Below are 13,257 nucleotides of genomic sequence, written 5' to 3'. Positions count from 1 at the left end.
ACACCTCTTAGTCATAGTTAAGATTATTATTACTGCTACACTAAGAGACGTCCACTATTAATTCTAAGAGCAGAAATCCATTTATCCACTGACTGTGACTGAGGTGGAACAGGCTAGGTAAAGGTCCAACGAGATCAGGAGTGAAACATCATGCTGACGTAGAGCGAACTCCTTTTACCAAGCCAATTATGACAAAAATGAGTCCTAAAATAGCCGTCCCGAACGGGTAAATGAGCGGAAAGAATAGGGATGGCCACCCCATCAGAATATTGCTTTGATATCCCAAGGCAAATGGTGAAGTCGTTGTTATATTGATCATATTCACCCTCTGTGGATTCTCACTCCGTTGGTCGTATGTGAACCGTTCCTCCTGTACCTGTCCATTAGGGTCCACACGAAGTATGCGCCATGCCAGATTTTTATCCGTTGTAAAAGCAGTTCCCGAGATTCGTTGAATAATAACGAACTTTTCGGTCCCCTTCTCTTTTACATCCAGAACGCCAAAGTATCCATGATAGCGATTTTCATCCACATAATTCGGTCTGATATCTATAGGAGCTTCTGTAGACCAATCATTTTGATTAATTGTGATGTTCAAACTCGCTTGCTCACGACTAAATTCACCAAAAACACCAGCATGAAATTGATCTTCAATTTGAATGGTCTGACCTTCCCATTTGTACACTCTTGCATAGTGAATTAGATCTGACTGCCAATCGTGATTTAACTTCCTATAAGATTCCATCGATGTAATTGGCAATTTCTCGCCATTGTTAGATAAGTAATTCTCCAGTGAAATACGATTAAAAGGGACAGGTGTGCCTTTCCCCAGAATCTCCACCTTGCCGAGCACCATGGAATTCACATAAATATGTTCGAATTGAATCTCATCGTTGACCTGATTACCGTAATACCACTCTCGCCCCATTAAAAACAAAGGTTGTGCCGAGAGTAACAAAAACATTGCGCCTAGTATAGGAATGACTAACTTTTGAAGTTTCACTCGTTCTCCTCCTAGTTCATCAAACCGTTATCTATCCTCTTTTCAAATATGTTACACCTAATTCAGAAGCTACCACCCATACTTTATGTCTAATTATTGAAATATTTACCAATTAAATTCAAAGGTATGAACGCAAGACGAAAAGCCCCCTTACCAAGGCGGCTTCTCTTATGAGCTTCTTTTATGCCTAGACCATTACTTGGATGTAAACCAATCCGGATGTTCCTCCTTCGTAACGATGCCATCCAGCGGAAAAACCATTTGGATAAAGTCACCAGAGAACGCATCGATTTCTATGCCAACGCCATCAATAAAACCAGACCATTTCCTGCTCCCCACCACGGTGTGCCAAAAGTCATCATGCGGGATATACCAGGTGTTCTCTTCTACACGTTTGGTTTGATACTGGATATTCAACTTTGTATTCACGATCCCTAGGTATTTTTCCGCTTTAGCTATAGCCTCATTTTGGGAAAGTAGGGGCTTTTGGAACTGGTATAGAACAAAACTGGATAAGAGTAAAAGAAGGATAGCGGATAGGAGGACTGTTTTTTTCATCTATTAGTTCACCTCTATTCATATATCACCACTTGTCTATTTGAATATTTATACTCTTTTGCAACCTTTTCCTGTTAGTTTCCATATTACTTCCTTCTCTCTTATTAGAGAATCTAAATCATCGATCACAGAAAATTATTTTTTTGTAAAATAGAGGGAATAGAGGGAATTTACCATCAATGGCGAAGTATACTTTATATTACATACCTGGAGGGTACCTCGTCATGCAATTAAGTAAGTTCAGCAGCAAAATAAGTCTTATTTTGGTATTCATGTTATCTTTCACCTTTAATGGGTTCATCGGAGGTATCCCAAGCACTCGTGCAGCAGAAACCACTACAGTTACAGCTACAACCACACCTGTTAATACTTTGGGCTTCTCTCAAGGTATTAGCGACTGGATAGCTGACTGGAATACAGGATATTTGTATGCTGTATCTAGCAGCACTAACAAGCTATATTTTATTCGGGCTTCAGATCTTACGATTCAAAAAGAGCTAGCAGTCGGTTCACAACCAGTGAGCATCGCACGTAATGGGAATACACTATTTATTGCATTGTCGGGGTCTACCCTTATTCAACAAGTCGATCTGACTACGCAGTCTTTGGGACCTTCTCTTCCTATTAATGTTAAACCTACATCGGTGGCTGTAACTTCCGATTATTTATTCTATGGTACTTCTAGTTGGGATAATTATTCCTACAACAGAAGCAACGGAAACATTGAAAAGATCAGTTCAAACCACTATCAAGCTGTCTTTACAGCTGATGAATCTACTAACACCCTTTACATTGGTGAAACTGGGCTTAGTAGTTCTAAACTTTCAGCCTATAATTATTTGACTAATACGATATTAAGTTCAAGTACCTATTTTGAATTCCCTAATCGTAAAATAATCTTTGATGGTCAAAACGTATTTTACGCAGGTTCTAAATTAAACGGTTCAAATCTGAAAGAAATTAATGGAGCCTATAAACGATACGGTGATTATAGTTATTTGGATTCCAAAATACTAGATATTAATGGGAAGTTTCTACTGACAAGCCAATCGATTTTCAATATAGATACAGGAGTAAAGTTGGCAGATCTTCCGTATGAAATTTCTTATGGATTACTAGATAACGATGGAACCGCTTATGTATACGATAGTAAATATGGAAGCAGCCATAATAAGATTGAAGCCTATCAACTTGACCTCTCACACGCTTATAGTATGCAATCCAATTCTAAAGGTAATTACATTAAATTTAGTGACCCTATATCTGCATTTGCAACAGATGATTCATCACCGTATATTCATGTGGTATCAAAAGTAACCAATGAATGGCTCGTTATTCGCAAAAGTGATATGTCTGTAGTAAAACAGGAGTTGATTGGATCTAATCCTACAGATGTCCAACTACAAAATGGCAAATTGTTTTTTGCACTTCGAGGAGAAACACATCTGGCAGTAGTAGATGCGGTCTATCAAACAGGAAACAATACGCCAATAAATAGTTACTTAATTGGATCCAACCCCGATAGAGTATATCCAGCGAACGGCTTGATGTATTATTGGGGACAAGGCTTTGAAAATATGGGGGTTTATAATTTAGCATATGGAACAAATTATTCACTAGCAGATAAACATCTTCCAATTAGTTTTCAGTATGATGGTGCATATTTTGACACAGTAACAAGTGCCATGTATGGTGCAGGAAGCGTCACCCAGCATGCTGGTAACAGCATATTCCAAGTTGATCCCACCAACCTAACAGGTAACCCTGTCATCCAATTAGATTATTCACAGTACTCCGGAAAATTACTAAAGGACAATAACCAGTTTTATTACGGCAATCAAAGATACAGTGTTACTGGCGTAGTATACGGTACATATCCCGAACCAGTTCTATACGCTAAAGGCTTACTCGTCTTCAGTCAAAATGCTGTCTATGACCGAGATACCTTTGTAAAAATTAAAGATTTGCCTTTCTCAATTACTGGAGCTTTTGTTAGTCAAAATGGTGAAATCTTACTATCAACCACGACTGGGTTATATAAATTTGCGAATCTGTCAGATATTGATTCATTCATTCGTACACAATTACTTGCACGAACCCCAGTACTATGGGATGAAGATACACAAGAAAATTATATCAATGGCCATATTTATATGAAACCTGCTAGAGACAGTGACAGCATTTCGAGTTATCAATTTAACTTTTTAGATGCTAATCAAAAAAACGTTGGATATGTCAGTGTTTCGAATATGACAATCCTTCCCGATGGAACAATGGATTTTAGTTTGAATGGTAATTTCGTGCCAGATAAAGCTGTTTCATTAGGTGTCTATTCCTACTCGAAGGGTATTTCCGGATCCAATACTCTCATTAATATTCCGGTTATTTTCCCACTATGGGATGCACCCACCTATCTTCCAACTCAAGTTAATCTCACAGAAGACCGTAATGTTTCCGGTGAATTCAAAGGTACGTTAACTTGGAAACCTGCGAAGAAAGAAACTGTAGGAACCGTTTACCGCATTTATTATATCGATAACAATGACATGTTCGGTGCGCCACTTGGAGAAGTAGTACCCGGTCAGACCACGTATTCCGTTAAATTAGATTTAAAGAATGTGCCTGATTCTGCTCTTGGAATTGCACTTGTCGTTGAAACGATAGATGGACGACAACCTTATTATGTGAACGTTAAATTCTTCTCAACAAAGACTTCCACAGGCGGCAGTGGTGGCGCTGGTGGTGGTGGCGGTGGCGGCGGTGCAAGCAGCCCTATTGATTGGGACTTTGTTCATCAAGATAATAGTCTTCGCGTCACTTCCAGCATAACAGCAGAAAAGCTGAAGAATTTATACACAGATCAACTAAAAGATGGCAATAACACGCTCGAAATCTCATTGGAGGGAAAAGTCGATGGATATGATTTTCTAGCGCCTGCTAAAGCACTCTCTGATATGCTTAACGTGAAAGCAGATGCTACTATTCAGATTAAAACATCGCTTGGATCAATAAAAGTACCTGGTAATGTTCTAAAAGATGTTATTCAAAAAATAAGTGATCTAGATAACTCTAAGCTACAGTTTCAGATTGAAAACTTAGCTAACCTTGAACAAAATAATATTGTCTCCTATTTGGGACATGACGGCAGTAAGCTCGTAGGAACGCCGCTATCTTTTGAACTTTATGCCGTTGATTCGAAAAATCAAAAAGTTTCTATGAACACATTTTCACAATATATTGGACATTCTGTTGTTTTACCGTCAGATTTTAAGCTTAATGATGATGAAATACTAGTAGGAGCTGTCTGGAATCCCGAGAAAAAGACACTCATAAATGTCCCCTTTACGATTCAGCATAATGAAGACAAGTCGCAAACGGCTACGTGGTGGAGAAACGGCAATTCGACATATGTGTTGTACAAAGCGAAAAACAAAGAATTTCCCGATGTTTCGAAAGATTACTTTGCGAAGGATGCTGTGAGCTCTTTAGCAGCCAAAGGTATCATTAATGGCTTTGAGGATGGAACCTTCAAAGGTGAGCAGTCCGTAACAAGAGCGCAATTCGCCTCTTTATTGGTACGCGCACTCGGGTTAAAGGGAAGTGAGTCCTCAACCCAAAATTTCAAAGATATTGAAGCATCAGATTGGTTCTATCAGGATGTCCTAACAGCAGCCTCCCGTGAACTTCTAAGTGGTTACGAGGATGCAACGTTTAGACCAAACCAAGAGATCAGTCATCAAGAGGCGTTAGTTATGCTTGCGAATGCTTATCACTTTTTGAATCCAGGAGCAACGCTTACTGAAGTAGAAAAAGCACAGTTGATAGATAAAGTTAAAAAGGACATTCAAGTAGAAGCCTGGGCAGCTTCCGCAGAAGCAACAGCTGTCAAACTTAATCTCATCAAATTGGACGACGTATTTACTTTTGATAAAGATATTTCTACTAACCGCGGCCAAACTGCCTTGTTATTTTACCGATTTATCACTAATTTAAATTTCTAGTTAATTATGTACTAAAAAGAACTTCCGCCTTGGAAGTTCTTTTTGGTATTTACTTCAACCCGTGTTAATCCTCAAAAAGCTCCGCCAAAATCATCTCCCTATTCTCCAGAAATCGCTTAGTAAGAATATAATGAAGCGTATCCTCATAACGGATTTCATCAACTGGCTGGGCATCGAAGTCAATAATTTGCGCATCCGGGTATCCCAGAAGGATCGGCGAATGGGTGGCAATGATGAATTGGGCTTCATTCTCCAAATCTTTAATTACGCGCAATAAGGCCAACTGTCTGGCTGGGGATAGTGCTGCTTCTGGCTCGTCGAGCAAGTAAATGGCTTTTTTGCCAAAGCGATGCTTAAACAGCGAAAGAAAGGCCTCACCGTGCGATTGCTCATGTAAGGAGCGTCCGCCGTAGTATCTTAGACTTTCGGGCATGGTGTCCAAATGACTGGCAAAATGATAAAAGGTCTCTGCGCGCAGGAAGAAACCATTTGTGATTTTGGGCAGCCAGAAAAGTCGAAGGTGCTCACCTAATACGGAGTGCGAAGCATCCACATTGTAGGTATTGTTTTTCCCGCCGCCAGCTGTGTTAAATTCACATTGATAGGCAATTGCTTCAAGAAGTGTGGATTTACCCGAACCATTCTCGCCTACAAGAAATGTAACTTTCGATCGGAACGAAAGGGTTGTTAATGTGTTCACGGCAGGAATTGAGAATGGATAAGCTTTGGTATCCGTTTCTGCATTCCTCAGGATTTCAAGCCCCCGCAAGTACATGATGATCAGCTCCATAATTATGATTAAATGGTCGTTTGTATTGAATGAAGGGTTCCCTTTGTATCAAACAATTAGTAAAGTCGCTTCTGATATCCTTCCTTCAATCGATCGGATATGACCTCAGGCGTCATGCCATCTAGTTTAGCATGATCGGATAATATGTTGGATGCCGAGGGTAACTCAGATGGGTTCAACCAGGATGACGGTTCCCAGAGGCTCGAGCGACGGAAGGCTTTTGCACAATGAATAAAGCATTCTTCCACAGCCACCACGATTCCTAATAACGGTATCTTCTCATTCACCGCCATGGATTGTAACAATTCTTTATCCTTCGTGATATAAGCTTGTCCATTGATTCGCAGTGTTTCCCCTAAGCCTGGTATGATAAAAATTAAACCTATTTCTGGATTTGAAATGACATTGCATATCGTGTCCATTCGTTTATTCCCAGGTCGATCTGGTATCACAAGATAGGTCTCATCAATAACGTGAACGAACCCCGCCGAATCTCCTCTTGGTGATACATCACACTTACCTGACGCATCCGAAGTGGACATGAAGATGAACGGCGACTTGGCGATGAAATCTCTGCAATGCTGGTCTATATGAGAAATAACCTTATGGTTAACCAATCCGCTTGGATACCCAATGAGGGATCTCAGCTCCTCTTCCGTTGAGACGAACTCCTTACGATTGATATGTATAGCACACACAAGTATCCCCTCCGTGAATGTAAAATCATCTCTTCATTTTTCAACTTCACCTTCATAATCCCCTTCTCTTCCTTATAAGCAGAACCAGTATGAATCCACCTGCCACAAGGATCCCACCAACGACCATCAGCTCATCCAAATGATGATGAATGATTCGATGTACAATCATAGTTACGTAGGCCCACCTATTTGTGTACGCCATCCTGTCCATCTTATGTTGCAAGCTCACGATCTCTGTTGGCTTTTCACCTTGCCCGATCTGGTTCAAATCCGCCGCAGCAACGGAAATCCCTTTCGTTAAGGAACAATTACTTGTCCCCAGTAACTCCTTATTATAATTATAGCTTCCAGCGAAGACGAGATAGGTTTGACCCACTTGAAAATGATATCCACATGCAGGCTCGTCCAGATTAGTGAGAACCATGACTTGGGTTTGATTCAACCCTTTCCACGTTTGCTCGACATCGAATAACACGGCGATTTGTTGCTCAATAATCCCGTCTATGTCCAGCACTTGGCGTTTGATGTCGAGCACCGTGCCGGAGAATACGGCTTTCGATTGTGCAACAGCTTTTATCGGATCTGGCGGCTTCATACAACTACAGGCATACGTCTTATTGGGTACTGCCATACTTAGGCAGCTACATAGCATCATAAACGTCAAGAAAATCAAACCTTTCTTCACACGCCACTTCCTTCCAAATAATTCCTCTATGCTTAGACGCGCTTTCCCATGTAATGTTTCAATCATTCAACCCATTTGCGAAAATGAAAAAAATCCTGCCGCCACGAAGGGCAACAGGACAGAATTTACGACCGCTTTAATTCTTAACCGCTGCGATCAAAAGGAAAATCGGACGACGCGTTTCATCTTTCATCTCCGGATACGCATCCAGCGCCTCTTGCGTCGGCTGTGGTTCGGAAAGCCTCGTAATCCGGAAGCCCGCATCGATTAAGGCATTCATGTAGGTCGCGATCGTGCGATGATATTTAATAACATCATTGTCTAGGAATCTCGCCTCTCGCAGCCCTTCGCTCTGGTAGTTGTCGACAGGCCAGTGCAACCGCTCCCCCTCCGGGCCGTAATGCCAGTCTTGCGCGGCCAACGCGGTAAATATCGGATGTTCCACAGAGAGGACGAAGCTCCCGCCTGCTGCGAGGAGGTGATGAATTTCACGGCACACTGCCCCAAAATCCTCCACGTAGTGGAGAGCCAGTGAGCTGATCACGACATCAAATTGTTCAGCTTCAAATTGAATATCTTCAATGGCCCCCCTCCGATACTCGATCGCAGGATCATGATTATGAGCTCTGGCATAGTCTAACATTTTCTCAGAGAGATCTACCCCAACCACAGATTGAGCTCCCTGTTCGCGTGCATACTTGCAATGCCAGCCATAACCGCAGCCAAGGTCAAGAACACGTTTATCGCGAAGCGAGGGAAGCATTGTACGCAGTACAGGCCACTCCCCAGCCGCATCTAGGCCGCCAATGGAACGAGGCATTTCACTATATTTTTCGAAAAATCCAAGATCATCGTATTTATTCTGTTTCATTGTCATCAAAACTCCCAACTTGAATTACTGGTATCATTTGCTAAAATGAACGAACGGAGGTTAGCACTTCTCATCATTTTACATTAAAATGAGCTTAGTATTCAAAGAATGACTGGAAGCAGGTGATTTCCACTGTTTAAAATCTTACTGATCGAAGATGACGCGACACTATTCGCAGAAATAAAAGAACGGCTGGCCAAATGGTCGTATGAGATTCATGGCATCGCCGATTTTAATAAAGTGGTGGAGGCATTTATTGACCTGAAGCCAGATCTAGTGATTATTGATATTCAACTGCCCAAATTCGACGGCTTTCATTGGTGTCGCATGATCCGGACGCATTCCAATGTGCCTATTGTGTTCCTCTCTTCGCGCGATCATCCTACAGATATGGTGATGTCCATGCAGCTTGGGGCCGATGATTTCATCCAAAAGCCCTTTCATTTTGACGTGCTGATTGCCAAAATTCATGCCATCCTCCGCCGCGTGTATAACTATAATACGGAGCAAATTAAGCTCAAAACATGGTGCGGTGCAACGGTCGATTTTGAGAAGAATATCGTTAGTAATCCCGCTGGATCTATTGAATTGACGAAGAATGAAATCTACATTCTGAAGCTCCTCATCGAGCACAAAAATACAATCGTCAGCCGCGAAGCCATCATCAACAGCTTGTGGAATGACCAGCGGTTTGTCAGCGATAATACGTTGACTGTGAACGTGAATCGGCTCCGAAAGAAGCTCGACGAACTGAATCTAGGTCAGTACATTGAAACCAAGGTCGGGCAAGGCTACATCGCAACGGAAGAGTCCCCCACACTATGATTAAAACGTTCCTGATAGAGAGAAAAAGTTGGATTGGGATGTTCCTTTGCGGACAAATACTCCTGCTGTTAATCGCGTATCTAGACCTTTCGATTCCCTTCAGCCCTGTGCTGTATATTGTTTTCCTATCCTTGATGCTGTTCGCCATCTTCCTGATCATTCGCTTTAACAAAGAAACGGCTTATATGAAACGGTTAAAAGATTGGGAAAACAATCTCGATGTATCCGGTATCGTGGGCGCAGCCAGTCCTTTCGAGCACATCATAGATACCGCCCTAACGGACCAAACCGAACGACTCCGGCAGACGGCCTCGCGGCAGCAAATCGCGCTAGAGCAGGAGAAGGACGAGCTCTTGTCTTGGATCCATGAAGTCAAAACGCCGCTCACAGCGATGCATCTGATGATTGGCCGTTTGGAGAACGATGCGATGAAAGCTACTCTGACCTATGAATGGCTGCGTATTCACCATCTCCTGGATCAGCAGCTCCACCAGCAGCGGCTTCCTTCCATTGAAAACGATCTCTATATCGAGAACGTTAATGTGGAAGATCTCCTTTATATGGAGATTAAATCTTTGCAATCCTGGTGTATTCAAAAGGGGATCGGTTTTGACGTCCAGTTAGACGCCACGACGGTGCTGAGCGATGCCAAATGGCTCGCTTTCATCCTTCGTCAAATCCTGACGAATGCGGTGAAATACAGCGATAACTTATCGCCGGATATCATTGTGAAGAGCTTCCTCGAGCATGAACGAATGGTCATCGAAGTGACTGACTTCGGGCGTGGCATTGACGCGAAGGATCTGCCGCGCATCTTTGATAAAGGCTTCACGTCTACGACCTGGCATCAGGACAGCGCCGCGACCGGCATGGGCTTATATTTGGCTCGAAAAGCCGCAGAACCTTTGCACATCCAGATGGCCGTGCAAGCAGAGGTTGGCGTGGGGACGACGTTCACCCTCACGTTTCCACAGAAAAATGAACTCGTACGCCTAACAGGCATGTGACAATAATGTCACATGCCTCTCTGCTTTGTTCGTCCAATCGAAGGATAAATGCGGCGCAGCTTTTTATAATAAAGCTATCGAGTAAAGGAGTGTGCGCATTATGCCTATTTTACAGGCTGTCAAAATTCATAAAAGCTTCGGGAACAAACATAACAAACAAGAAGTCCTCAGGGGACTCGACATCGCCATCGAAAAAGGGGAATTCGTCAGTATTATGGGCCCTTCCGGCTCTGGGAAAACGACGCTGCTCAACGTGCTTTCCTCCATCGACAAGCTGAGTCAAGGTTCCATTCATATCAATGGGAATGAAACAACACGTATGAAGGAGAAGCAGCTAGCTGAATTTCGGAAGCATCATCTGGGGTTCATTTTCCAAGACTATAACTTGCTAGATACGCTTACTGTGAAGGAAAACATCCTGCTGCCATTGTCGATCACGAAGGTGTCGCGGCAAGAAGCTGATCGGCAGTTTCAAGCTGTCGCAGAGGAACTAGGCATCTATGAATTGAAAGACAAGTACCCGAACGAAATCTCTGGCGGGCAAAAACAGCGTACCTCAGCAGCTAGAGCTTTCATCCATGAGCCTGCGATTATTTTCGCGGATGAGCCTACGGGAGCACTTGATTCCAAATCAGCTTCGGACATGCTGAATAAGCTGAGCGCCATGAACCAAACAAGACAAGCGAGCATCGTCATGGTCACGCATGATTCGGTTGCCGCTAGCTATAGCTCCAGGGTTATTTTCATCAAAGACGGACAGATCTATTCCCAAATTTATAGAGGTCAAGAGAGCAGGCAAGCCTTCTTCCAAGACATTATGAAGACCCAAGGTGTGCTGGGCGGTGTGCACGATGAGCATTAATCAACTCATTCTCCAGAATCTGAAAGCGAATATCAAACATTACTACTTGTACGTGTTCGCCCTCATGTTTAGCGTTGCCCTGTATTTCGCTTTCGTCACTTTGCAGTATGATCCTGCGCTTGATGCGGCCAAAGGGTCGATTAAAGGCGCAGCTGCGCTCCGATCGGCTTCTATCTTACTTATTGCTATTGTGTTGATTTTCAACTTATATGCCAATAACATCTTTGTGAAAAGACGCAGTAAAGAAATCGGCCTTTTACAACTCATCGGCATGACGAAATTGCGTATCTTTCGCATTCTGAGCACCGAGAATTTCATCCTCTACTTCGGGTCACTCGTCGTGGGGACGTTCATCGGATTCTCCGTATCAAAGCTCATTCTGATGATTTTATTTCATCTCACGAGGATTAAGGCGACCGCTTCGCTTCACTTTTCGGTACAGGCGCTCATTCAGACCCTCGTTGTGTTCGGCGTTATCTATGTCTGTATTATGTTGGTCAATTATTTGTTTATCCAAAGACAGACCATCCTGTCACTGTTCCGAGTGTCTACCTCGACCGAAGCCAAAGTGAAACAGATGTCCACCTTCGAAGCTGTCTTTGGTTTCGTTGGCCTATGCCTCATTCTAGTTGGCTACTTCGTATCCACCCGGTTGTTGAACGGCAATTTAACAACCGTCATGCAGCTGTTCGGAGGGATGATCGTCATTCTGGCTTCAGTCATCATCGGTACCTACCTGTTCTACAAAGGTTCCGTTCGATTGATTCTAAACCTCGTCCGGAAGAAGAAAAATGGCTATTTGAACGTGCACGAGGTACTATCCCTGGCCTCCATCATGTATCGCATGAAATCCAATGCCCTGCTTTTGACCGTCATCACGACGGTGTCTGCACTTGCCATAGGCTTGCTGTCCTTAAGCTACATCTCCTACTATTCTGCTGATAAAACAGCGAAAAAGAACGTACCCGCTCACTTTGCGATTACGGAAGTGAACGATGCGAATCGGTTTAAGGCTGCTTTAGAGGCAGATAGCATCCAGCACAAGGATACGACGATAGAAGTCATTCAAGCTCGTGCCGATCTCAGCGAGATTATGGCATCTAATATGGGTAATCTTCTGATGGATTCGACGGTCATGCGGATGGCTGTCATCAGCGACAAAGCAACGGGCTCCATTGATTTGACCCCCGATCAAACGATGCTTACTAGTACCAGCGACCTTATGCTGAAATTCGTTCGTTTCCAAAATAGCGGTCAAATTCGATTAAGTGGACAGCATTCTGTCATTCCACAAACGTATATTGGTCTGGAGAAACATTCCTACATCTCCTGGTATTTTTCCAATGGCGACCTACCGGTTACTGTCGTAGATGACTCCGTATTTCAGAAATTAAAACAAGATCTCGATCCTGAACTACAGCGGAAATCCTCCCTTTACATCGGGATTGACATTGTGGATGAGAAACAAATAGAGGCTGCCAATCAAATTTTTCATACACTAGGATTTGACGACAATAAAGCCTATGATTCTCGCTTAAATACATCGAATGATCTGAAGAATACCATGGGCTTATTGATGTTCATCGTCGGTTTCCTTGGGCTTACCTTCCTCATTACATCTGGCTGTATTCTGTATTTCAAGCAAATGGATGAGAGCGAAGACGAGAAATCGTCCTATACCGTACTAAGAAAACTAGGTTTCACGCAAAATGATTTATTGAATGGCATTAAACTCAAGCAGTTATTTAACTTCGGTATCCCCTTAGTCATCGGGCTGCTCCACAGTTACTTCGCCATCCAATCGGGCTGGTTCCTATTCGGCACAGAGCTATGGACCCCGATGTTGATCGTCATGGTGCTGTACACAGCGCTTTACTCGGTATTCGGAATACTTTCGGTTCGCCATTATCGGAGGGTGATTGAGCGGGCTTTGTGATGGATACTATCAAGCCTTGCT

General features: G+C 43.0%; 11 protein-coding genes. 5 read left to right on the top strand and 6 right to left on the bottom strand.

Features of this window, described 5'->3' with window-relative positions; translation table 11 throughout:
• Window positions 1–148 precede the first annotated feature (148 nt).
• Window positions 149–1,003 (bottom strand): hypothetical protein, encoded by an 855-nt coding sequence (locus A8709_RS01915; protein ID WP_065850517.1) that lies wholly within the window; start codon window positions 1,001–1,003, stop codon window positions 149–151.
• A gap of 195 nt (window positions 1,004–1,198) precedes the next feature.
• The gene (locus A8709_RS01910; protein ID WP_065850516.1) at window positions 1,199–1,561 is read right to left on the bottom strand and encodes a hypothetical protein; all 363 of its coding nucleotides are present in this window, start codon (window positions 1,559–1,561) and stop codon (window positions 1,199–1,201) included.
• A 224-nt stretch (window positions 1,562–1,785) separates the two neighbouring features.
• Here A8709_RS01910 and A8709_RS01905 point away from each other — a divergent pair, with 224 nt between their 5' ends.
• A complete protein-coding gene (locus A8709_RS01905) occupies window positions 1,786–5,562 on the top strand; it encodes an S-layer homology domain-containing protein (RefSeq protein ID WP_065850515.1) in 3,777 nt (1,258 codons plus the stop codon).
• 64 nt (window positions 5,563–5,626) lie between these two features.
• Here A8709_RS01905 and A8709_RS01900 read toward each other — a convergent pair whose 3' ends face one another.
• The 4 genes from A8709_RS01900 to A8709_RS01885 form a co-directional block, all read right to left on the bottom strand.
• On the bottom strand, window positions 5,627–6,337 hold the full coding sequence (locus tag A8709_RS01900) for an AAA family ATPase (RefSeq protein WP_065850514.1): 711 nt from the start codon (window positions 6,335–6,337) through the stop codon (window positions 5,627–5,629).
• 71 nt (window positions 6,338–6,408) lie between these two features.
• Window positions 6,409–7,041: a pyridoxamine 5'-phosphate oxidase family protein gene (locus A8709_RS01895; protein WP_141692386.1), complete on the bottom strand. Its 633-nt coding sequence runs from the start codon at window positions 7,039–7,041 to the stop codon at window positions 6,409–6,411.
• Window positions 7,042–7,102: 61 nt separating this feature from the next.
• Window positions 7,103–7,801, bottom strand: a complete 699-nt coding sequence (locus tag A8709_RS01890; RefSeq protein ID WP_141692385.1) for a hypothetical protein — start codon at window positions 7,799–7,801, stop codon at window positions 7,103–7,105.
• A 70-nt stretch (window positions 7,802–7,871) separates the two neighbouring features.
• A complete protein-coding gene (locus A8709_RS01885) occupies window positions 7,872–8,606 on the bottom strand; it encodes a class I SAM-dependent methyltransferase (RefSeq protein WP_065850512.1) in 735 nt (244 codons plus the stop codon).
• Between the two features lie 132 nt (window positions 8,607–8,738).
• Between A8709_RS01885 and A8709_RS01880 the strand changes: the two genes are divergently transcribed.
• The 4 genes from A8709_RS01880 (at window position 8,739) to A8709_RS01865 (ending at window position 13,236) form a co-directional block, all read left to right on the top strand.
• Window positions 8,739–9,431 (top strand): response regulator transcription factor, encoded by a 693-nt coding sequence (locus tag A8709_RS01880; RefSeq protein ID WP_065850511.1) that lies wholly within the window; start codon window positions 8,739–8,741, stop codon window positions 9,429–9,431.
• On the top strand, window positions 9,428–10,438 hold the full coding sequence (locus tag A8709_RS01875; RefSeq protein WP_065850510.1) for a sensor histidine kinase: 1,011 nt from the start codon (window positions 9,428–9,430) through the stop codon (window positions 10,436–10,438). The genes A8709_RS01880 and A8709_RS01875 overlap by 4 nt, the downstream gene beginning before the upstream one ends.
• A gap of 100 nt (window positions 10,439–10,538) precedes the next feature.
• The gene (locus A8709_RS01870; protein WP_065850509.1) at window positions 10,539–11,300 is read left to right on the top strand and encodes an ABC transporter ATP-binding protein; all 762 of its coding nucleotides are present in this window, start codon (window positions 10,539–10,541) and stop codon (window positions 11,298–11,300) included.
• On the top strand, window positions 11,290–13,236 hold the full coding sequence (locus A8709_RS01865; RefSeq protein ID WP_065850508.1) for an ABC transporter permease: 1,947 nt from the start codon (window positions 11,290–11,292) through the stop codon (window positions 13,234–13,236). The genes A8709_RS01870 and A8709_RS01865 overlap by 11 nt, the downstream gene beginning before the upstream one ends.
• Window positions 13,237–13,257 lie beyond the last annotated feature (21 nt).

Origin of the sequence: Paenibacillus pectinilyticus, assembly GCF_001700435.1 — a bacterium.
Lineage (GTDB): Bacteria > Bacillota > Bacilli > Paenibacillales > NBRC-103111 > Paenibacillus_E > Paenibacillus_E pectinilyticus.
This window is presented reverse-complemented; position numbering and strand designations above follow the sequence as displayed.

Coding starts and splice junctions, on each gene's coding strand:
- A8709_RS01910 (WP_065850516.1), bottom strand. CDS start 1,561: ATGAAAAAAACAGTCCTCCTATCCGCTATCCTTCTTTTACTCTTATCC.
- A8709_RS01905 (WP_065850515.1), top strand. CDS start 1,786: ATGCAATTAAGTAAGTTCAGCAGCAAAATAAGTCTTATTTTGGTATTC.
- A8709_RS01900 (WP_065850514.1), bottom strand. CDS start 6,337: ATGTACTTGCGGGGGCTTGAAATCCTGAGGAATGCAGAAACGGATACC.
- A8709_RS01890 (WP_141692385.1), bottom strand. CDS start 7,801: ATGATTGAAACATTACATGGGAAAGCGCGTCTAAGCATAGAGGAATTA.
- A8709_RS01885 (WP_065850512.1), bottom strand. CDS start 8,606: ATGAAACAGAATAAATACGATGATCTTGGATTTTTCGAAAAATATAGT.
- A8709_RS01875 (WP_065850510.1), top strand. CDS start 9,428: ATGATTAAAACGTTCCTGATAGAGAGAAAAAGTTGGATTGGGATGTTC.
- A8709_RS01870 (WP_065850509.1), top strand. CDS start 10,539: ATGCCTATTTTACAGGCTGTCAAAATTCATAAAAGCTTCGGGAACAAA.
- A8709_RS01865 (WP_065850508.1), top strand. CDS start 11,290: ATGAGCATTAATCAACTCATTCTCCAGAATCTGAAAGCGAATATCAAA.